The sequence below is a fragment of the Klebsiella spallanzanii genome (assembly GCF_902158555.1).
GTDB classification, from domain to species: Bacteria; Pseudomonadota; Gammaproteobacteria; order Enterobacterales; family Enterobacteriaceae; genus Klebsiella; species Klebsiella spallanzanii.
In genome coordinates, this window is the sequence record NZ_CABGGS010000034.1 from 72,827 (window position 1) to 94,131 (window position 21,305).

The 21,305-nt window shown below is 53.3% G+C and carries 20 protein-coding genes; 13 read left to right on the top strand and 7 right to left on the bottom strand.

All coding sequences use genetic code 11. The annotated features are described in order from the left end of the window. Window positions 1–107 precede the first annotated feature (107 nt). Complete coding sequence (locus tag FN082_RS18200; RefSeq protein ID WP_139538136.1) at window positions 108–974, top strand: helix-turn-helix transcriptional regulator; 867 nt, start codon at window positions 108–110, stop codon at window positions 972–974. Here the strand turns inward: FN082_RS18200 and FN082_RS18205 are convergent. After that, on the bottom strand, window positions 954–2,120 hold the full coding sequence (locus tag FN082_RS18205) for a benzoate/H(+) symporter BenE family transporter (protein ID WP_142982067.1): 1,167 nt from the start codon (window positions 2,118–2,120) through the stop codon (window positions 954–956). The two genes, FN082_RS18200 and FN082_RS18205, sit on opposite strands and share 21 nt — an antisense overlap. A 212-nt stretch (window positions 2,121–2,332) precedes the next feature. Here FN082_RS18205 and FN082_RS18210 point away from each other — a divergent pair, with 212 nt between their 5' ends. From FN082_RS18210 to FN082_RS18235, 5 genes are all read left to right on the top strand, one after another. Continuing rightward, window positions 2,333–4,372 carry a beta-galactosidase gene (locus FN082_RS18210; RefSeq protein ID WP_142982068.1) on the top strand — a complete coding sequence of 680 codons (2,040 nt, stop codon included), beginning with the start codon at window positions 2,333–2,335 and terminating at the stop codon, window positions 4,370–4,372. Next, window positions 4,369–5,748 carry an MFS transporter gene (locus FN082_RS18215; RefSeq protein ID WP_139538139.1) on the top strand — a complete coding sequence of 460 codons (1,380 nt, stop codon included), beginning with the start codon at window positions 4,369–4,371 and terminating at the stop codon, window positions 5,746–5,748. The genes FN082_RS18210 and FN082_RS18215 overlap by 4 nt, the downstream gene beginning before the upstream one ends. A gap of 87 nt (window positions 5,749–5,835) precedes the next feature. Further along, entirely contained in the window at window positions 5,836–6,717 is an 882-nt protein-coding gene (gene araC, locus FN082_RS18220) for an arabinose operon transcriptional regulator AraC (RefSeq protein WP_139538140.1), read from the top strand. Between the two features lie 49 nt (window positions 6,718–6,766). Further along, on the top strand, window positions 6,767–7,303 hold the full coding sequence (locus FN082_RS18225) for a helix-turn-helix domain-containing protein (protein WP_142465899.1): 537 nt from the start codon (window positions 6,767–6,769) through the stop codon (window positions 7,301–7,303). A 249-nt stretch (window positions 7,304–7,552) separates the two neighbouring features. Further along, complete coding sequence (locus tag FN082_RS18235; protein WP_139538142.1) at window positions 7,553–9,517, top strand: peptidase U32 family protein; 1,965 nt, start codon at window positions 7,553–7,555, stop codon at window positions 9,515–9,517. A gap of 78 nt (window positions 9,518–9,595) precedes the next feature. Here the strand turns inward: FN082_RS18235 and FN082_RS18240 are convergent, their stop codons facing one another. The 4 genes from FN082_RS18240 to FN082_RS18255 form a co-directional block, all read right to left on the bottom strand. Beyond that, entirely contained in the window at window positions 9,596–9,937 is a 342-nt protein-coding gene (locus FN082_RS18240; protein WP_139538143.1) for a hypothetical protein, read from the bottom strand. A 96-nt stretch (window positions 9,938–10,033) separates the two neighbouring features. Next, the gene (locus FN082_RS18245; protein WP_139538144.1) at window positions 10,034–10,159 is read right to left on the bottom strand and encodes a DUF2474 domain-containing protein; all 126 of its coding nucleotides are present in this window, start codon (window positions 10,157–10,159) and stop codon (window positions 10,034–10,036) included. Further along, complete coding sequence (cydB, locus tag FN082_RS18250; protein ID WP_139538145.1) at window positions 10,159–11,169, bottom strand: cytochrome d ubiquinol oxidase subunit II; 1,011 nt, start codon at window positions 11,167–11,169, stop codon at window positions 10,159–10,161. Before cydB ends, FN082_RS18245 begins: the two co-directional genes overlap by 1 nt. Continuing rightward, window positions 11,169–12,566, bottom strand: a complete 1,398-nt coding sequence (locus FN082_RS18255) for a cytochrome ubiquinol oxidase subunit I (protein ID WP_142465901.1) — start codon at window positions 12,564–12,566, stop codon at window positions 11,169–11,171. The genes cydB and FN082_RS18255 overlap by 1 nt, the downstream gene beginning before the upstream one ends. Window positions 12,567–12,842: 276 nt before the next feature. Between FN082_RS18255 and FN082_RS18260 the strand changes: the two genes are divergently transcribed. The 6 genes from FN082_RS18260 to patD all read left to right on the top strand — a co-directional run bounded on the left by FN082_RS18260 (window position 12,843) and on the right by patD (window position 19,901). Continuing rightward, window positions 12,843–14,255, top strand: a complete 1,413-nt coding sequence (locus FN082_RS18260; protein ID WP_139538147.1) for an aminotransferase-like domain-containing protein — start codon at window positions 12,843–12,845, stop codon at window positions 14,253–14,255. 292 nt (window positions 14,256–14,547) lie between these two features. Next, window positions 14,548–15,693: a putative ABC transporter substrate-binding protein YdcS gene (gene ydcS / locus FN082_RS18265; protein ID WP_139538148.1), complete on the top strand. Its 1,146-nt coding sequence runs from the start codon at window positions 14,548–14,550 to the stop codon at window positions 15,691–15,693. A 19-nt stretch (window positions 15,694–15,712) separates the two neighbouring features. Continuing rightward, window positions 15,713–16,723: an ABC transporter ATP-binding protein gene (locus FN082_RS18270; protein ID WP_139538149.1), complete on the top strand. Its 1,011-nt coding sequence runs from the start codon at window positions 15,713–15,715 to the stop codon at window positions 16,721–16,723. Window position 16,724: 1 nt separating this feature from the next. Continuing rightward, window positions 16,725–17,654 carry an ABC transporter permease gene (locus FN082_RS18275; protein ID WP_142982069.1) on the top strand — a complete coding sequence of 310 codons (930 nt, stop codon included), beginning with the start codon at window positions 16,725–16,727 and terminating at the stop codon, window positions 17,652–17,654. After that, a complete protein-coding gene (locus FN082_RS18280) occupies window positions 17,644–18,450 on the top strand; it encodes an ABC transporter permease (protein WP_142982070.1) in 807 nt (268 codons plus the stop codon). The genes FN082_RS18275 and FN082_RS18280 overlap by 11 nt, the downstream gene beginning before the upstream one ends. Before the next feature lie 23 nt (window positions 18,451–18,473). Then, window positions 18,474–19,901 carry an aminobutyraldehyde dehydrogenase gene (gene patD, locus FN082_RS18285; protein WP_142982071.1) on the top strand — a complete coding sequence of 476 codons (1,428 nt, stop codon included), beginning with the start codon at window positions 18,474–18,476 and terminating at the stop codon, window positions 19,899–19,901. A 348-nt stretch (window positions 19,902–20,249) separates the two neighbouring features. Here patD and FN082_RS18290 read toward each other — a convergent pair whose 3' ends face one another. After that, the gene (locus FN082_RS18290; protein WP_139538153.1) at window positions 20,250–20,372 is read right to left on the bottom strand and encodes a small membrane protein; all 123 of its coding nucleotides are present in this window, start codon (window positions 20,370–20,372) and stop codon (window positions 20,250–20,252) included. Between the two features lie 334 nt (window positions 20,373–20,706). Between FN082_RS18290 and FN082_RS18295 the strand changes: the two genes are divergently transcribed. Further along, on the top strand, window positions 20,707–20,991 hold the full coding sequence (locus tag FN082_RS18295; RefSeq protein WP_139538154.1) for a hypothetical protein: 285 nt from the start codon (window positions 20,707–20,709) through the stop codon (window positions 20,989–20,991). 49 nt (window positions 20,992–21,040) lie between these two features. Here the strand turns inward: FN082_RS18295 and yncL are convergent, their stop codons facing one another. Beyond that, window positions 21,041–21,136, bottom strand: coding sequence for a stress response membrane protein YncL (gene yncL, locus FN082_RS18300; protein ID WP_139538155.1), 96 nt, complete (start codon window positions 21,134–21,136; stop codon window positions 21,041–21,043). Window positions 21,137–21,305: the final 169 nt, after the last annotated feature.

Consider the following 21,305-nt stretch of genomic DNA (forward strand, 5'->3'; position numbering starts at 1 on the left):
GACTTGCAAATTCTTGCGCTTATTTTTAATTGCCGGTGAGTGAAGGCTGGTATCTGCCCGTGACTCTTCATAGACTGGATGCCTGTGAAATCGGAAATGTGAAGGCTATGGCTTACGGGACTTTCGAAACATTGCGTCAAAAAAATGCCGTGCTGCGGGAGACGGTGAAGCTCAACTCCGGTATTCAGCTGGCTGCCTGGTATAACAATCTTGATACCATCACCGTTCAAAGCGACCACCATACGCTGAGCCTGTATATTGCCGATGGTTACGAAAGCTACCAAAAAACGCCTCATGGTTGGAAAAATGGCGGCGGACCGGATCGTTTTTGCCTGATGCCGAAAGGAGATGAGAGCACCTGGGATATTCGCGGCGACCTTTCATTCGTGCATCTTTACTGCACGGACGAACATTTGCGCCGGGTCGGTGAGCAAATTTGGGATCGCAGCCCGGCCTCGTTTACCTTGCAGGAAAAAACCTTCTCCAGCGATGACAAAATTACCGCCGTCTATCGCCAGTTTCTCCTGAATAACGACTGGCAGCAGCAGGCTAATCAGCTCATGCTGAGTTCGGCCAGCACGCTGCTTCTCACGCACTTGATCCAGAATTACTCTAACGTTCAGTGGCGTTTACCCACCGTGACAGGCGGGCTTGCGCCACACGTCTTACGCAATCTGCTGGAATGGATTGAGGAGAATCTGGATCAGCCGTTAACCCTCGCTGATTTGGCTCTGGAAGCGGCACTGAGCGAATATCACTTCGCGCGAATGTTTCGCCAATCGATGAAGATGGCGCCGCATCAGTACGTGATGCAGCGCCGTATGATCAAAGCGCAGGAGTTGATTTACCATAGCCAACTGCCGTTAACCGACATTGCAATGGCCTGCGGTTTTAGTTCCGCCAGCCATTTTAGCAACCGGGTCAAAAGCGCGACCGGTCTGACGCCATCGCAGCTACGCGCGGCGCAGCGTTGATTGCAGCATATAGCTGATGCCGCCCAGAACCAGTCCCCAAAAAGCCGACCCGATACCCGCCAGCGCCACGCCGCTGGCGGTGACCAGAAACGTCACCACTGCCGCATCTCGCTCATTCTCATGGCACAACGCCTGACACAAACTACCGCCGATGGTGCCGAGCAGCGCCAGTCCCGCGAGCATCTGGATCCAGGCTATCGGCAGCGCCGACATCAGGGAGGTAATGGAGCCGCCAAATATTCCAGCCAACAGATAGAAAACGCCCGCCGCCGCCGCTGCGAGCCAGCGCTTTTGCGGGTCCGGATGGGCTTCCGGGCTTTGGCAAATAGCAGCGGTAATGGCGGCGATACAGATAGAGTAGACGCCAAACGGGGAAAGCAGCAGCGCAAGGCCGCCGGTAGCGACAACCAGCGATGAAGCAGGCACCTGGTAACCTGAAGCCTGTAGGGTGGCGAAACCGGGGGCGTTTTGCGAAGCCATGGTGACAAGAAAGAAGGGAACTCCCACGCTGAGCAGCAGCGCAGGCGAAAATTCCGGAGCGGTCCAGTAAGGGGTGACAAAACTAAAACTGATTTGTGACGTTGTCACGTTACCGTTTAACCCGGCAACGACACCTCCCGCCAGCAGAGCGGCTACCACGGCAAACCGTGGAAACCAGGTTTTGCACAGCAACCACGCGGCCAGCATGCTGCCACATAACAGCAGATTCCCTTGCAGACTGGCGAAAGCCTGCATGCCAAAGCGCAGCAAAATCCCGGCCAGCATTGCTGCCGCCAGCGAATGGGGAATGATTTTCATCAACCGGGCAAACAGGCCGGTGACGCCGCACAGTACGATTAAGGCGTTGGCAAAAATAAAAACGCCAACTGCCTGCGCCAGCGTAACCCCTTGTAGACCGCTAACTAACAGCGCTGCGCCGGGCGTTGACCAGGCGGTAAGAATCGGGACCTTCCGCCACAAGGTTAGCGCCAGGGTACTGACGCCCATTCCCAAGCCTAATGCGGTCATCCAGCCCGCGATTTGTGTGGCATTCGCGCCCGCCACGGCGGCTGCCTGCCAGATGATAGCGGCGGAGCTGGCATAGCCAACCAGCACGGCGACAAAACCGGCAAGTAGGGTTGGGAAAGGAAGAGTAAAAGAGCGCATGGGACTACCTTGTGCGTTATAACGGTCGATGTAATTTAACATCGTATGCTATAGCGCACAACTGGCTTGCCTGGCGCTCCCGGATGGTCATAAAAATGTGATCGTCATCGCCTCCCGATTGCGATAGCAGATTACTCTATGTTGCTAGCAGCTAATTTCATCCGTACTGCAATTTTCTGCGTTATGTTTCCGGTAACACAGAGGAGCGTTAAATGGATAAGATTTGGTACGGTGCGGCTTATTATCGTGAATATTTACCGATGGAACGTTTGCAGAAAGATATTGCCTTAATGAAAGAGGCGGGTATTAACTATGTCCGTATTGCAGAAAGTACATGGAGTACATTTGAGCCCCAGGAAGGAGATTTTAACTTTAACTCAGTATTCACGGTACTCGACGCGATGCATGCTAATAATATCGCGGTTATTATTGGCACTCCGACTTATGCGATCCCCGCATGGCTGGCAAAAAAACACCCTGAAGTTATGGCAACGACCAGTCAGGGGAAAAATATATATGGTCACCGACAAAAAATGGATATTACGCATCCGGCATTTTTGTGGTATGCCGAACGTATCATTCGCCAACTATTAAAGGCGACGGCCAATCATCCTGCGGTAATAGGCTTTCAAATTGATAATGAAACAAAATACTATGATACCTGTTCTGATAATGTGCAGATGGAGTTTATAAAATATCTTAAGAAACGCTTCAATAATAACCTCGATGCGATGAATGCCGCTTTTGGTCTGGATTACTGGAGTAACCGTATTGATGCCTGGGAAGATTTTCCGCCAATTACTGGGACGATTAACGCCAGTCTGGGCTGCGCGTTTAAAACATTTCAGCGTTCGCTGGTGACGCGATTTTTAGGTTGGCAGGCCGCCTTGGTTAAGGAATATAAAACCGACGCGCAGTTTATTACGCATAACTTCGATTTTGACTGGCGCAACTGGTCATATGGTATACGCGCTGAAGTTGATCATTTTAAAACATCGTCAGTGTTGGATGTGACCGGGGTTGATGTTTATCATCCCGGCCAGTTTAAATTAACCGGCGCAGAGATTGCATTTGCCGGTGATGTTGCGCGGACAACAAAAGACGATCGCTATATGGTACTGGAGACTCAGGCCCAGGCCTTTAAGGACTGGACGCCGTTTCCTGGCCAGTTACGCTTACAGGCATGGAGCCATATTGCCAGCGGGGCGAATCTGATTGGGTACTGGCACTGGCACTCGCTGCATAACGCTTATGAAACCTACTGGAAAGGGATACTGAGCCACGACCTGCAACCCAATCCTGTTTATCAGGAGGTGTGTCAGACGGGTCATGAGTTACGTACTTATGCCCCTGAAGTAATGTGCTATTCCCGGAAAAGCCGTATCGCCCTGGTGGTGAGCAATGAGTGTCTGACCGCGATTGACTGGCATCCGTGGCGTGGGCATCAGTTCAGTCGTGACCCGCTTCATCAATATAATGATATTTTCCGCCTCTATTATGACGTGTTGTACAGAATGAATATTGAAGTGGATATTTTGGCCGTAGACGATCCGCGAATTTTCCGCTACGAAATGCTGATTTTCCCTTTGCTTTACACCGTCAGTGATGAACGCCTCAAGGAAATCAATGAATATGTTGAAAAGGGCGGTCATGCCATATTTTCCTTCAAATCTGGATTTGCCGATGAAAACATGAAGGTTCGAACCTGCGCACAACCGGGTATCATCTCTTCTACGGTCGGGGCCAGCTATCAACTATTCGTTGAGCCGGAGCGCGTAGCGCTGGAGTCGGATTATTTAGAACTGACGGAGCTTGATACCACAGTTAATGACTGGATGGAGTTGCTGGTTCCGGAAACCAATGCAACCGTGCTGGCTCGATATCAGCATCCTTATTGGGGGGAATATGCGGCAGTGACTTTTCATCGATGTCAACAGGGTAGCGCAACCTATATTGGTTGCCATTTATCCTCACAGGTTTTAGGTGAAATATATCGTTATGTGCTAACTGAGAATACACTTGTCGAATCTTTCGCAATGCAAAATGTTTTTCCGATCGTTCTTCGCCGTGGATTTGATGATCGTGAAAATGAACTGATATATATCTTCAATTACAGTTGCGAACCACAGGTCTTTAAATTTGATTATCCACAGGGGCGTCTGATTTTTTCTAACAAGACCATTTATGCCGGCGATGAGGTCTGTCTGCAGGATTGGGATGTGCAAATAATTACACTGGAGAAACTACAATGAGTTCGGTACTGATAGCAGATGCAAATTCAGAAAGCGATCAGCCGGGATTTCGGGAGCGTCTGGCATTTGGTCTCGGAGATTACGGCACTAATCTTACCTATACGATGATGGTGACGTTTCTCGCCTGGTTTTACACTGATATTGTGGGTATTTCTGCAGCACTGATCGGCTCGCTTATGTTTTTTGCCCGTGTGGTTGATGGCGTTATCTGCGTATTTGTCGGTATTCGAATCGATAAAACGGATACCCGACTGGGGAAAGCCCGGCCTTGGGTTCTGTGGACCGCGGTGCCTTTTGGTTTATCCGCATTTTTAATGTCGACGGTACCCGGTATCGGTAATAACGGTAAAATTATCTACGTCTGCGTGACCTACTTATTAGCCAATATTTTCTTTACTGCTAATAATATTGCCTACGGTTCATTGCTCGCGTTGATTACCCGTGATACATGGCAGCGCGGAGTGCTCAGCGTATTCCGTAAAGGCTTGTCCACCTGTGGCTCGTTAACCGTTGGGGTATTTACCTTACCGATGGTGGCTGCCTTTGGTAACAGCCATACCGCCTGGGTCATTGTATTTGCCATTTTTGGTTTCTTTACCGCGTTGTGCCTTCTGCTTACTGGTGCCTGGACGCGCGAGCGCATTAAACCGGTTAATAAGGAAAACCGCAACAACATACGGGCACGTGAGGTGATACGTTCGATTATCGGCAACCGTTACTGGCTTATGATTTTCTTTTATCTGCTGATTACGTTTACCAGCCTGACGGCGTTATCGACGGTAAGCGTCTATTACTCACGTTATATTCTGCAAGATATCTCGTTAATGTCATGGATCAGTTTGGCGCAATACACGCCGGGATTGATTACGCTGCTGGTTATTCCCTGGCTCATTAGGCGTTTGGGGAAACGTAATCTGGCCCTGCTGGGCCTGACGGTGTGCAGCGTTGCTTATTTACTGCCGCTTTTAGACAGAACTAACTCCTTGTATATCATTCTGGCGACAGCGGTGCGTAGCGTAGGGTTTTGCGGGATTGGCGCGACCATGTTCGCCTTTCTCGCGGACACCATCGATTACGGAGAATGGAAAACAGGCCTGCGCATTGAGGGGATCTTATTTAGCGCCGGTACGTTAGGCCAGACTCTGGGAATGGGACTGGGGAGCGCCAGCGTCGGTTGGATGCTCGGCGCTGCGGGCTTCGTGAGCGGTGGTAATGCGGTTCAGTCTCCGCAGGTTATCACAATGATTGAGTTCCTGTTTATCGTGTTTCCCTTCGCCCTGGCGCTGATCAATATGGTGATTATGTATTTTTACCGGCTGGATAAGCTCTACGAGAAGGTCTCAGACGATCTTTCGCATGGGAAATTTGCGCAATAATCGTTATGGCGCAATCTGCGGGTTGCGCCATTTCTTAATCCAGGCACAATGGGCGAAATGAGTCAGACAGCAATGTGGTTACCGACGATGAATACGAATTCAGTGGATGATGATTTAGTTATCTACTCACCGCTGATGCGCAGTTTTACTTTTAATGCCTGGCTGGTTGCTGGCTATACTCCGATTATTCAGGGAAATAAGCTGGATAAGTTCATCGTTCGTGAACAGGGAATGAAAGGGTATGTCATAAATATTACTCTTCGTGGCGAAGGGATAATTCATCGCAACAATGATACTTTTATTTGCCATCCCAACGACGTGTTGCTATTTCCACCCGGCTGCCCTCATCATTACGGGCGTCAGGCGAAAAGCGATTGCTGGGAACATCTGTGGATCTATTTTATGCCGCGCCCATACTGGATTGATTGGCTTAAATGGGACCATTTATGGCACCAGGTGGGCATCACGCAAAGTCGTGATGAGGATTTTCTCCATCGGCTAAAGGATGATTTCAAAGAGGTCATTCGCCTCTATTCATCTGTCGATCGGTTGGATTCAATTTTAGCCATGAATTGCCTGGAAAAAATTTTATTAAACTGCTTTAAGCTGCAGCCTGGCAGCAACCGCGCTTCGGTTGACCCGCGTATTAATGCAATCTGCCAGTATGTCGATGAAAATCTGGCGGAAAAAATAACCATTAATACCCTGGCGGCAAGAGCGTTTCTTTCTCCATCCCGGCTGGCGCATCTGTTTCGTCAGGAGACCGGAATGACCATTTTTGCCTGGAGGGAAAAACAGCGCATGAATCGTGCGTCTCTGCTGCTACAACACGCTCAGTTGACGATTGCGCAAATTGCACAGCTGGTCGGGTATGATGATGCGCTCTATTTTTCACGCTTATTTCACCAGCAGTTTGGCGTCGGGCCGCGCGAATATCGCAAACGCTTTTCACAGCTAAACGCCCTGTAGAATCAGGTGAATGTGCGTATAATTCCCTCAGATATTATTGGGAGGTTGAATGAATATTGCGCAACACCTGTCGGCAACGTTAAAAACGCTGCGCCAGCAGCGCGGCTGGAGCCTGTCGCGACTGGCGGAAGAAACCGGCGTTTCGAAGGCGATGCTGGGCCAGATTGAACGTAATGAATCCAGCCCAACGGTGGCGACGTTATGGAAAATTGCCACCGGGCTTAATGTGCCGTTTTCCGCCTTTATCGTTGCCGATGAGGCTGCTGAACCGGCAGCCTTTGATCCGCAGCAGCAGGCGATGGTGGTAACGCCGATATTCCCCTGGGACCCGGTGCTACGTTTCGATCACTTCTCCATCACCCTGGCCCCCGGCGCGCTGAGTGAGTCAACGCCCCATGAACAAGGGGTTATCGAACATGTGGTGGTGATTAGCGGCGTGCTGGATCTTTGCCTGCAGGGCGAGTGGCGCTCTCTTCAGCCTGGAGAAGGGCGACGTTTCGCTGGTGATTTAGCTCACGCTTATCGCAACAGCGGCGTGCAGACCGCTCATTTCCATTCGCTGATCCATTACCCGAAAGAAAAATAAAAAAGCCGCGAGAAAACTCACGGCCAGGCAAATGACTGAGACAGCAAATCACAACGTGACGAGGAAAATCCGGAATACGTGACAACTGTATCCTCCGGTGCTTTTTCTGGGAAATACCTTTTCCTTCAATGCTTTGCTGAAAAACGAAAATTCCCCCTGCGGCGGCGGCGGAAAATGTTTTAGTCTGCGCGTAGTTCTGACTACAATAGCCGCCATTTCGACCCCCCTATAATGGATAACGACGAGCGTATGCGCCTGCAAAACCATCATCTTGAACTACTGAGTCCTGCCCGCGATGCCGGGATCGCCCGTGAAGCGATTTTACACGGTGCCGACGCGGTCTATATTGGCGGGCCGGGCTTCGGCGCACGCCACAATGCCAGCAACAGCCTGAGCGATATCGCCAGCCTGGTGCCGTTTGCCCATCGCTATGGTGCAAAAGTGTTTGTGACCCTGAATACCATTCTTCATGATGATGAGCTGGAACCAGCGCAGCGTTTGATTACCGACCTGTATGAAACCGGCGTGGACGCGCTGATAGTCCAGGACATGGGGGTGATGGAGCTGGATATCCCGCCGATCGAGCTACACGCCAGTACCCAATGCGATATCCGCAGCGTCGAGAAAGCAAAATTTCTCTCTGATGTTGGTTTCAGCCAAATCGTACTTGCTCGCGAGCTGAACCTTCAGCAGATCAAAACGATTTACGATAACACCGATGCGACCATTGAATTCTTTATTCACGGCGCGCTGTGCGTGGCTTATTCCGGCCAGTGCAATATCTCCCATGCTCAGACCGGCCGCAGTGCTAACCGAGGCGACTGCTCGCAGGCCTGCCGCCTGCCTTATACCCTGAAAGACGATCAGGGCCGCGTCGTGGCCTATGAAAAGCATCTGTTGTCGATGAAAGATAACGACCAGACCGCCAACCTGGCCGCGCTGATTGATGCCGGGGTGCGCTCCTTCAAGATTGAAGGTCGTTACAAAGATATGAGCTACGTGAAGAACATCACCGCGCATTATCGCCAGATGCTCGACGCAATTATCGAAGATCGCGGCGATCTGGCCCGCTCATCGTTGGGCCGCACGGAGCACTTCTTTGTTCCGTCAACGGATAAAACCTTCCATCGCGGTAGCACCGACTACTTTGTCAATGCGCGCAAAGGCGATATTGGCGCCTTTGACTCGCCGAAGTTTATTGGTCTGCCGGTGGGCGAGGTTCTTAAAGTCGGTAAAGATTTTCTTGATGTTGATGTGACTGAAGCGCTGACCAACGGCGACGGTCTTAACGTGATGATCAAACGTGAAATCGTCGGCTTTCGCGCCAATACGGTAGAAAAAACCGGCGAAAATCGTTATCGCGTGTGGCCGAATGAAATGCCTGCCGATTTATATAAAGTGCGTCCGCACCAGCCGCTGAACCGTAACCTCGATCACAACTGGCAGCAGGCGTTGCTGAAAACCTCCAGCGAGCGTCGAATTGCGGTTGATATCGAACTGAGCGGATGGCAGGAACAATTGGTCTTAACCATGACCAGCGAAGAGGGCGTGAGCGTGACTCATACCCTTGACGGCGAATTTGCGGAAGCGACCCAGGCGGAGAAAGCGCTGGCGAACCTGCGCGACGGCGTAGCGAAGCTGGGGCAGACGATTTACTATTCGCGCACTGTGCAGATTAACCTGCCCGGCGCGCTGTTCGTGCCGAACAGCCTGTTGAACCAGCTGCGTCGTGAAACGGCTGAAATGCTGGATGACGCGCGCCTGAAAGCCGTGGTGCGCGGCAGCCGCAAGCCGGTTTCCGTCCCGCCGCCGGTCTATCCGGAAACACATCTATCGTTTCTGGCGAACGTCTACAACCACAAAGCCCGCGAGTTTTATCAGCGTTACGGCGTACAGCTGATCGATGCCGCCTATGAAGCGCACGAAGAGAAGGGCGACGTGCCGGTGATGATCACCAAGCATTGTCTGCGCTTTGCCTTTAACCTGTGTCCAAAACAGGCAAAAGGATCAATTAAGAGCTGGAAGGCGACGCCGATGCAGCTGATTCACGGCGATGAAGTACTGACCCTGAAGTTTGATTGCCGTCCGTGCGAAATGCACGTGGTTGGTAAGATAAAAAATCATATCCTGAAAATGCCGCTGCCGGGCAGTATCGTTGCGTCCGTCAGCCCGGACGATCTGCTGAAAACCCTACCAAAACGCAAGGGCGCCTGATAACGGTAAAGCCTTTGTCAGTAGAGCGTGACGGATGGTGAAAAAAAGCCCGATAGGGTTGCTATCGGGCAGGAAAACTTATTGGTTTTTCGGCGGTAACGGCTTGCCGTCCTGATTACCGTTTTTATGCTCACCCTTTGGCGGCTGCTTGCCGTCATTGTGGTTGCCTTTCGGCTGGTGTTTACCGTCTTTTGGCGGCTGTTTACCATCCTGACGATCGCCCTTCGGTGGCTGTTTACCGTCATGCTGTTCGCCTTTTGGCGGTTGCTGGCCGTTGTGCTGCGGCGCTTTGCTATCGTGGCCGTGGTTACTCTGCTGAGCAGACGCTTTTTCCGGCGGCGGCGGTGGGTTATCTGCGGCAAAAGCGAACGATGACAGCCCAAGCGACATCACAGCAGACAGTAAAAGAACCTTTTTCATAACAACATCCTTTATTTTTATATGCTCAAATATTTCAACAGAGAAAAGTGAAGACAAAATGGAGATGCCGTGTATCAGATTATTATCTCCGCACGGCTAAACTTTCAGTCCGGCGGCCGTCATCAGTAGCCTGAACCCCATGCTCACCGCTGCCAGCGCCAGCACGCTGCCTCCCCACAGGGCGACCATCCATAACGTCCGTTTAAGCCATAATCGTTGCATCAATGATACCCCTCACCATGTTGAACTTTGCCGCGAAAAACGTAGTAGCTCCAGAAGGTGTAGCCGAGGATCACGGGGAGTATCAGCAGCGCGCCAACCAGCATAAAGCCCTGGCTTTGCGGCGGCGCGGCGGCCTGCCAGAGGGTGATACCCGGTGGAATAATATGCGGCCAGATACTGATCCCCAGACCGCTAAAACCAAGGAATATCAGCCCCAGCGTCAGGACAAAAGGCAACAGGTGACTCGTGCTGTTGCCCAGTGTTCGCCACAGCCAACTGCTTATCGCCGCGACCAGCAACGGCACCGGCAGTAAGAAGAAAAGGTTGGGCAAGCTAAACCAACGTTCGGCAATAGCTGACTTTGCCAGCGGGGTCCAGATGCTGATGGCGACAATCACTATCAGTAGCGCCAGTAGCAAGCCGCGCGCGGTTACGCGCATATTTCTGTGCAGCGCATTATCGCTTTTCATCACCAGCCAACTGGCACCCAGTAGCGCATAGGCAATACACAGACCCAGGCCACAAAACAGGGTAAACGGCGTGAGCCAGTCAAACATTCCGCCACTGAAGCTGCGGCCGCTGACCGCGAAGCCGTTGATCACCGCGCCAACCACCATGCCCTGCGTGAAGGTTGCCAGAATTGAACCTCCCATAAAGGCTCTGTCCCAGAACGGACGGTGTGATGGCGTAGCGTTAAAGCGGAATTCAAAGGCAACGCCGCGAAAAATAAGGCCAATCAGCATCAGGGTGAGCGGGATTGCCAGCGCATCAATAATCACCGCGTAGGCCAGCGGAAACGCGCCAAACAGGCCCGCGCCGCCGAGCACCAGCCAGGTTTCATTGCCGTCCCAGACCGGTGCGACGCTGTTCACCATCACATCGCGGTCTGCAGCATCTCGTGTGGTACTGAATAAAATGCCAATCCCCAGGTCGAAGCCATCCATCACGATATACATCAAGGTGGCGAAGACGATAATGACAAACCAGATAACCGATAAATCGATACCCATTAGTGGGACTCCTTCTGCTGTAAACCTTCTGCCGCGGCGGAAAGCGGTCGCGCTGGCGTACCGGATGCGGGCGGCTGCGCTTCCTGAGGCCCTTTACGAATCAGGCGCAGCATATAGCTATAGCCGACGCCAAATACCGAGCTGTAAACCACAATAAAGGTCAGCAGGCTGATGGACATATGCAGGTCGCCGTGAGCGGAAACGGCATCGGCGGTGCGCTGTACCCCGTAAACTACCCACGGCTGGCGGCCTACCTCGGTGGTGACCCAGCCTGCGAGGATGGCGATAAGCCCGGACGGCCCCATCCACAGCGCAAAGCGCAGAAACGGCCTGGAGTGATACAGGCGACCGCGATAGCGCAGCCACAGTGCCAGCGCGCCGAGCAGGATCATCAGCATGCCTAGCCCGGCCATCAGGCGGAATGACCAGAAGACGATGGTGGAGTTAGGCCTGTCTTCCGGGGCGAACTCCTTGAGCGCGGGCACCTGTTTGTCCAGACTGTGAGTGAGGATCAGGCTGCCGAGAGCCGGAATTTCCAGACCGTAGCGAGTGCGCTCCTGCTGCATATCCGGCCAGCCGAAGAGCAATAGCGGGGTGGGTTCTCCAGGAGTATTCTCCCAGTGTCCCTCAATAGCGGCAATTTTCGCGGGCTGGTGCTTGAGCGTATTCAGTCCGTGCATATCCCCAATCATTGCCTGAATGGGGGCGACAATTAGCGTCATCCACAGCGCCATAGAGAACATCGCGCGAACGGCGGGGGTATTGTTGCCGCGCAGCAGGTGCCATGCCGCCGATGCGCCGACGAATAGCGCGCTGCTGAGAAAGGCCGCCACCGACATATGCAGCAGGCGGTAAGGGAACGACGGATTAAAAATCACGGCGAACCAGTCCACCGGCACCACCTGCCCATTGACGATTTCAAACCCCTGCGGCGTTTGCATCCAGCTATTGGAGGCCAGGATCCAGAAAGTGGAGATAATCGTCCCCAGCGCCACCATGCAGGTGGCGAAGAAGTGCAGGCCGGGCCCGACGCGGTTCCAGCCGAACAGCATCACGCCGAGGAATCCGGCCTCAAGGAAGAAGGCGGTCAGCACTTCATAGGTCAGCAGCGGGCCGGTTATGCTCCCGGCGAACTCGGAGAACCCGCTCCAGTTGGTGCCGAACTGGTAGGCCATCACCAGGCCGGAGACCACGCCCATCCCGAAGTTAACGGCGAAGATTTTCGACCAGAAGTGGTAAAGCGAGCGCCAGGTTGGATTTCTGGTTTTTAACCATAACCCCTCCAGTACCGCCAGGTAGCTGGCTAATCCAATGGTGATGGCGGGGAAGATAATATGAAATGACACGGTGAAGGCGAACTGGATCCGCGCCAGGTGGAATGCATCAAGACCGAACATGCAGAACTCCGCAACAAAAATGATTCAGCGCAATTCTAGGCCTCGTTCCTGACAGGTTGCAGAAACAGAAACGCTGTATTTCCCTATAACAGTTGGGTTCTGTTATGACGTTTTGGCAAAACGCAGGATAGATGTCTCCCGGCTCGCCGGGCTACGGATTTACAGCCGCCTCCGGGAATGTGTTGTTTCACTACATACCATAACAGTTTTTATAAACTGCCATTATTTTTCATCTGATATATCATTGGTTACAAGAATGATAAACCGGACCCGACGATGAAAAAGTACCAGCAGCTGGCGCAGCAACTTACCGAACAGATCGCGCTTGGGGTGTGGTTACCTGGCGACAGGTTGCCATCACTGCGTGAGCAGGTGGTGAGCAGCGGGATGAGTTTTATGACCGTCAGCCATGCCTATCAGTTGCTGGAAAGCCAGGGGCGGATTATCGCTCGCCCGCAGTCTGGTTATTATGTTGCGCCGCAGCCCATCAAACAGCGCCAGCCCGAGCCGCCCGCCCAGGTAACGCGCGATGAAGCGGTGGATATCAACACCTACATTTTCGAGGTACTGCAGGCCAGCCGTCGCGCGTCGATGCTGCCTTTTGCCTCCGCCTTTCCTGACCCGCGCCTGTTCCCATTACCGCAGCTTAACCGCTCGCTGGCGCAGGTGAGCAAAACCGCTACCGCCATGAGCGTGATTGAAAACCTGCCGCCGGGGAACGACGAGCTGCGTCATGCCATTGCCCGACGCTATGCGCTGCAGGGGATGAATATCTCCCCGGACGAAATCGTTATCACCGCCGGTGCGCTGGAAGCGTTGAACCTTAGCCTGCAGGCGGTCACGGAGCCGGGTGATTGGGTGGTGGTGGAAAATCCCTGTTTTTACGGCGCGTTGCAGGCGCTGGAGAGACTGCGTCTGAAGGCGCTGTCGGTGGCGACCGATGTGAAAGAGGGGGTTGATCTCACCGCGCTGGAGCAGGCGTTGCAGAACTATCCGGTCAAGGCCTGCTGGCTGATGACCAACGGTCAGAATCCGCTCGGCTTCACCCTCAGCGCGGAGAAAAAAGCCAAGTTGATTGCGCTGCTGACGCGCTACAACGTGATGTTGATTGAAGATGATGTTTACAGCGAACTCTATTTCGGTCGCGAGAAACCGCTACCGGCCAAGTACTGGGATCGTGATGATATGGCGCTGCACTGCAGCTCCTTCTCCAAATGCCTGGTGCCGGGGTTTCGCATCGGCTGGGTGGCGGCGGGCAAACATGCCCGACGTATCCAGCAATTACAGCTCATGAGTACGCTTTCCACCAGTTCACCCATGCAGCTGGCGCTAGTGGATTATCTTTCGACCAAGCGCTACGATGCGCATTTACGGCGGTTGCGCCGACAGCTTGCCGAACGTAAGCAGCAGGCCTGGCAGGCATTGCTTCGTCATCTTCCTGCCGAGGTGAAAATCCATCACAGCGATAGCGGCTATTTTCTCTGGCTTGAGCTGCCCGCCGGGGCCGACGCGGGTGAACTGAGCGCCCGAGCGCTGGCGTATAATATCAGCATCGCACCGGGGAAAATGTTTTCTACTACCGCCAACTGGACCTCATTTTTCCGCTTTAATACCGCATGGGGCTGGGGCGAAAAAGAGGAGCAGGGGGTGAAACGGCTGGGGGAGCTGATCCGCGAGATGCTGGTGTAACTTTATTTATTTCCAGTCGACTATCCCGGCCCGTTAAATAAGCCGGGCATTATGCTGGTTAATATTTTACCGCGACTAACCATAGGAAATTCGCATAATCGTATTACCCCGCTAACTCCTTGTCTATAATCCACAAAGTTATCTAGTGTTAATTAATTGTTGCGTAATGCGCCCTTTGTCACAACCTGAATAAATTTCCCCGGGGGCCCTAAGCGCGCCGTCTACTGTTATTAAGGGAGATATTTTTACGGCACGGCTGCCGCTAATTTTCTTGTGACAGGAGTAAGACCCGATGAGCAAAAAAATTGCCCGTGGCAGCCTTTGTGTGCTGGGTATGGCCTTCCTGACGGCGCAGGCCGCCGAGCCGCCGACGTCTCTGGATAAAGGAGAAGGGCGTCTCGATATTATTGCCTGGCCGGGATATATCGAACGCGGCCAGACGGATAAAAGCTACGACTGGGTAACCCAGTTTGAAAAAGAGTCCGGCTGCCAGGTGAATGTGAAAACCGCCGCCACCTCCGATGAGATGGTCAGCCTGATGGCCAAAGGCGGTTACGATCTGGTGACCGCTTCCGGCGATGCGTCCCTGCGCCTGATTATGGGTAAGCGCGTACAGCCGATTAACACTGCGCTGATTGCCAACTGGAAGACCCTCGACCCGCGAGTGGAAAAAGGCGCGTGGTTTAACGTCGGCGGGAAGGTTTACGGCACTCCGTACCAGTGGGGGCCCAATCTGCTGATGTATAACAGCAAAACCTTCCCGACACCGCCGGATAGTTGGGGCGTGGTATTTGTGAAACAAAACCTGCCGGACGGCAAAACCAACCAGGGTCGCGTGCAGGCCTACGATGGTCCGATTTATATTGCCGACGCTGCGCTGTTCGTCAAAGCGACCCAACCACAATTAGGGATTGATGACCCCTATCAGCTTACCGAAGCTCAATATCAGGCGGTGCTGAAAGTCCTTCGCGATCAGCACGGGCTGATTCACCGTTACTGGCACGACACTACCGTACAAATGAGCGACTTTAAAAACGAAGGCGTGGTGGCCTCCAGCGCCTGGCCTTACCAGGCCAACGGACTGAAGGCGGAAGGCCAGCCGATTGCCACGGTATTCCCGAAAGAGGGCGTTACCGGCTGGGCGGATACCACCATGCTGCATAGCGATGCCAAACATCCGGTTTGTGCCTACAAATGGATGAACTGGTCGCTGACGCCGAAAGTCCAGGGCGACGTTGCTGCCTGGTTTGGTTCTCTGCCGGTGGTTCCGCAGGGCTGCAAGGCCAGTGCGCTGCTGGGTGATAAAGGCTGCGAGACCAATGGTTACAACGAGTTCGCCAAAATTGCGTTCTGGAAAACGCCGGTGGCCGAGGGCGGAAAATTTGTCCCCTACAGCCGCTGGACCCAGGATTACATCGCGATTATGGGCGGTCGTTAAGTCGCCGGAGGCGAAGAACATGTACGCAGTTGAGTTTGATAATGTTTCGCGCCTGTACGGCGACGTGCGCGCGGTAGATAGCGTTAGCATCGCCATTCGCGATGGCGAGTTTTTCTCCATGCTGGGGCCGTCTGGCTCCGGCAAAACCACCTGCCTGCGCCTGATTGCCGGGTTTGAACAGCTTTCCGGCGGGGCAATTCATATCTTTGGCAAACCGGCTAGCGAACTGCCGCCGTGGCAGCGCGATGTGAATACCGTATTTCAGGATTACGCGCTGTTTCCTCATATGTCGGTGCTGGATAACGTCGCCTACGGGCTGATGGTCAAGGGGATCGGCAAAAAGGAGCGGCACGCCCGCGCACAGGAGGCGCTGGAGAAGGTGGCGCTCGGTTTTGTCTATGCGCGCAAGCCATCCCAGCTCTCCGGCGGTCAGCGCCAGCGGGTAGCGATCGCCCGGGCGCTGGTCAATCAGCCACGCGTTCTGCTGTTGGATGAACCGCTCGGCGCGCTGGATTTGAAGCTGCGTGAACAGATGCAGGTCGAGCTGAAAAAACTGCAGCAGGCGCTGGGCATCACCTTTATTTTTGTCACCCACGATCAGGGCGAGGCGCTGTCGATGTCCGATCGCGTTGCGGTGTTTAATAACGGGCGAATTGAACAGGTTGATGCGCCGCAGGACCTCTATTTGCGGCCCAAAACTGCGTTTGTTGCTGGTTTTGTCGGGACCGCCAACGTCTTTAGCAGCGAGCGTGCGCAAAAACTGTGTGCGATGGCCGGGGCATGGTCGCTGCGCCCGGAACATATTCGGCTGAACGCTGCCGGGGAAATCCAAACGCAGGGAGTGGTGCAGGCGGTGCAGTATCAGGGGGCGGCGACGCGCGTCGAACTGAAGCTGGTCGATGGCGAAAAACTGCTGGTGAGCCAGGCGAATGTCGATGGTAACGCTGCGCTAAACGCGCCGCCGGTGGGACAAACGGTCTTGGCTTCCTGGTCGCGCGCGGCGATGGTGCCTCTGGCGAACGGAGGCTGATATGACGATGCTCATTCCCTCAGCCTCTACCGGGCGCTTGTCGGGGCTATTCTGGCGTAAACCGTCGTTGGCCCTGTTTTTGCTCCTGCTCGGCCCGCTGATGTGGTTTGGCATTGTCTATCTTGGGTCGTTACTGACGCTGTTATGGCAAAGCTTCTACACCTTTGATGATTTTACTATGTCGGTAACCAGCGACCTGACGCTGGCTAATCTGCGGGCACTGTTTAACCCGGCAAATTACGACATTATTGTACGTACGCTGGTGATGGCGTTATCGGTGACGGTCGCCAGCGCCATTCTGGCATTACCGATGGCCTGGTATATGGCACGCTATACCCACGGCAAGATGAAGGCGTTTTTCTATATCGCCGTGATGCTGCCGATGTGGGCGAGCTATATCGTCAAGGCCTATGCGTGGACGCTGCTGCTGGCGAAAGATGGCGTAGCGCAGTGGTTTCTGCGCCATCTCGGGCTGGAAAGTGTGCTAAGTCTGGTGTTGGCGATCCCGGCAGTAGGGGGCAATACGCTGTCGACTTCCGGCCTGGGGCGCTTTCTGGTCTTTGTCTATATCTGGCTGCCGTTTATGATCCTGCCTGTGCAGGCGGCGCTAGAACGTCTGCCGCCGTCGCTGCTTCAGGCCTCAGCCGATCTTGGCGCACGTCCGCGTCAGACCTTTCGCTACGTGGTGTTGCCGCTGGCGATCCCTGGCATTGCGGCAGGGTCCATTTTTACCTTCTCGCTGACGCTGGGCGATTTTATTGTGCCGCAGCTGGTGGGGCCGCCGGGGTTCTTTATCGGCAATATGGTCTATTCCCAGCAGGGAGCCATTGGCAATATGCCGATGGCAGCCGCCTTTACCCTGGTGCCCATTGTGCTGATTGCCCTCTATCTGGCGTTCGTGAAACGTCTGGGAGCGTTCGATGCACTCTGAACGGGCACCACTGTTCCTGAAAGTGGCCACCTGGGGAGGCGTAATCTTCCTCCATTTCCCGCTGCTGATTATCGCGCTCTATGCGTTTAATACTGAAGATGCCGCTTTCAGCTTTCCACCGCAGGGCCTGACGCTGCGCTGGTTTAGCGAGGCTGCGGGGCGCAGCGATATCATTGAGTCAGTGACGTTGTCACTAAAAATTGCCGCACTCTCTACCGCTATTGCTCTGGTACTTGGCACGCTGGCTGCAGGAGCACTATGGCGCAGCACCTTCTTTGGCAAAAATGTGGTGTCGTTGCTGCTAGTGTTGCCGATCGCGCTGCCCGGCATTATTACCGGGCTTGCTCTGCTCACCGCGTTTAAGGCGGTCAACCTTGAGCCGGGACTGCTGACTATCGTTGTAGGTCACGCGACCTTCTGCGTGGTGGTGGTGTTTAACAACGTGATTGCCCGCTTTCGCCGGACCTCATGGAGTCTGGTGGAAGCCTCAATGGATTTAGGCGCGACGGGGTGGCAAACCTTCCGTTACGTAGTGTTGCCCAATCTGGGATCGGCGCTATTGGCGGGCGGGATGCTGGCATTTGCCCTCTCGTTTGATGAAATTATTGTTACCACGTTTACTGCCGGACACGAGCGCACGCTACCGCTCTGGTTGCTTAATCAGCTCGGACGGCCTCGTGATGTCCCGGTGACCAACGTGGTCGCGTTGCTGGTGATGCTGGTGACGATGATTCCGATTCTGGGGGCCTGGTGGCTCACCCGTGACGGCGAATCCAGGGCTGAAAACGGAAAATAAAAGACCGATACAGGATAAATGCTATGCAAAATAACCTTTTGATTAACGGAAAGTTAGTGGCTGGGGAAGGCGAGACGGTGCCGGTGTTTAATCCTGCCACAGGTGAAGAGATTTTATCGATTGCCGAAGCCACCGCGGCACAGGTGGATGCTGCGGTGGATGCCGCTGACCAGGCATTCTCAATCTGGAGCCAGACCACGCCGAAAACTCGCGCAGAATGCCTGCTCAGGCTGGCGGACGTGATTACCGATCATGCGCAGTCGCTGGCTGAACTGGAGTCATTTAACTGCGGCAAGCCGCTGCACTGCGTCGTCAACGATGAACTCCCGGCGGTCGCCGATGTGTTCCGTTTTTTTGCCGGGGCGGCCCGCTGTCTGCCGGGGATGGCGGCAGGAGAGTATCTTGAAGGACACACCTCCATGATCCGCCGCGACCCGATCGGGGTTGTTGCTTCCATCGCGCCGTGGAACTATCCGCTGATGATGGCGGCCTGGAAGTTGGCCCCGGCGCTGGCGGCGGGCAACTGCGTGGTGATCAAACCTTCTGAAATTACCCCGTTAACCGCGCTGAAGCTGGGGGAACTGGCCAAAGATATTTTTCCTGCCGGGGTGCTTAACGTACTGTTTGGCCGCGGGGCAACCGTTGGCGATCCGCTGACGGCTCACGCTAAAGTCCGCATGGTATCATTGACCGGTTCAATTGCCACCGGGGCGCATATCATCGGCCATACTGCCTCGTCGATTAAACGCACCCACATGGAGCTGGGCGGCAAAGCGCCGGTTATTGTCTTTGATGATGCGGATATCGATGCCGTGGTGGAAGGCGTGCGGACCTTTGGCTTTTATAACGCCGGCCAGGACTGTACTGCAGCCTGTCGCATTTACGCCCAGGCCGGTATTTATGATCAACTGGTGGAGAAGTTGGGCGCGGCGGTCGCCAGCCTGAAGATGGGGTCCCCGAATGATGAAACGACCGAGCTGGGGCCATTAAGCTCACTGGCGCATCTGGAAAGAGTCAGCGCTGCTGTCGATGCCGCTCGCGCGCTGCCGCATATTCAGGTGGTCACCGGCGGTAGCAAAGCGCCGGGTAACGGCTATTACTATCAGCCCACATTGCTGGCTGGGGCGAAGCAGGAAGATGCGATTGTGCAGCGCGAGGTTTTTGGCCCGGTCGTCAGCATCACCTCGTTTGCGGATGAAGAGCAGGCGCTCAGTTGGGCCAATGATTCTCAATATGGTCTGGCGTCGTCGGTATGGACGAAGGATGTCGGCAGAGCGCACCGCCTCAGCGCGCGCTTGCAGTATGGCTGTACCTGGATCAATACCCACTTTATGCTGGTGAGCGAAATGCCGCACGGCGGGCAGAAACTCTCTGGGTATGGCAAAGATATGTCGATGTACGGTCTGGAGGACTATACCACTATCAGGCACGTGATGATTAAGCATGGCTAGAAAACGGCAAGCGATAGTTGCCAGTGTCTAAATTAGCTTGCTAATAGTTGCTATGGCAGCGAAAGCTAAAACAGAAGGAGGTATTTATGAGAATATTCTCATGCCCCTTCAAGAGCTAAGCCATAATGAGTGCCGGAGATAAGCGCCGGGTGGGGTTGGTTAACCCTCTACATCGAGGGTTCATTTACACCGCGTAATGACGATAATATTTCACCAGCCCCGGCATTGATTTGCAGGGGCTTTTTGTTTTACTTAACTATCAACTTGCTGCTGTGATTTGACCTGCATGACGCCTTACGAAATTTATTATGTGCAGAATAATTTATTTTATGAGAAATGATTATCAGGCTAACGTTTTGTTTTTTTGCTCGGTAAACTCGACTGCCGACGGTCGCGAACATAAGAAATAAGATTGTAAATTGCAGCTACCAGCAAAATTAGCGCCACAATGAGAACGGCGATTCCGGACATGTCCCACCCCAAAATTAAATGAGCAAAAAACAAGCTTCGCATAACTTGTGATTATGAATGTATGGTTTTATCTAAATTAACGCAAATGATATTTTTTATCATTTATAGGGGGGTGTAGGTCTCATGTAATTTTTAATTATTTTAATTTATTGATATTTTATGTGTTTTTACGCATCGTTCTTTTCCCGGTACTCCTGTTTGGGGCAAGCTCACCAGCACTCAATCACATAAATGGATAAATTAGCATTAGAAAGAATGAACAATGACCCGCTATCACCAGAGGCGTATTGGCGTCAGTAGATGAAGGGGGGGATTTGACATTCTAAGCCCGCTCATGCGAACATCCGGCGCAATTTGTTGCCTTGAAGTTGAAATTGTTTTGAAAAAAATAGCGTGTTTTCTTTTTGTGGCGGGTGCCACAGTCATTCTCTACGGAAATATTCCCGCCAAACATATTATCGGATGTGAAAAACAGGGCGTTCCAGAATCTGTCTGCGTTGCTGCTGAGTGGGATAGTGAAAAAGTCGATCTGCTACCGGCCTGGAATCCTGACGTCAGGAAGCTGATTGTCGCGCAAAAGAGCGTATCTGCTGCCGGTGAGGACTCTTTCAAATTGTAAAAAAGCAGCCTTTAAAGGCTGCTTTTTTAGGTTTCATTGCTGAATAAGATCAGTAAAACCAACCAAAACGAACGGATAACAGGCCGATTAGCGCAAGTGCTGCGCCGACATTAATCAGAATAACGGTTTTGCTGGAAACATCCATAACGCCACCTTTATGAGTAAGCCTCTACAGGTATAGTACGAGGTCAAAGGTTGCGCTATCGGACAAAGCCGAATCAGGCTCTTTTCTGAAAATTAACCCTGGTAACCGTTTTATAATGCCATAATCTCTGACGTACTCTGGGGTGCGAAAAAAGCATCGCGTTACGCGA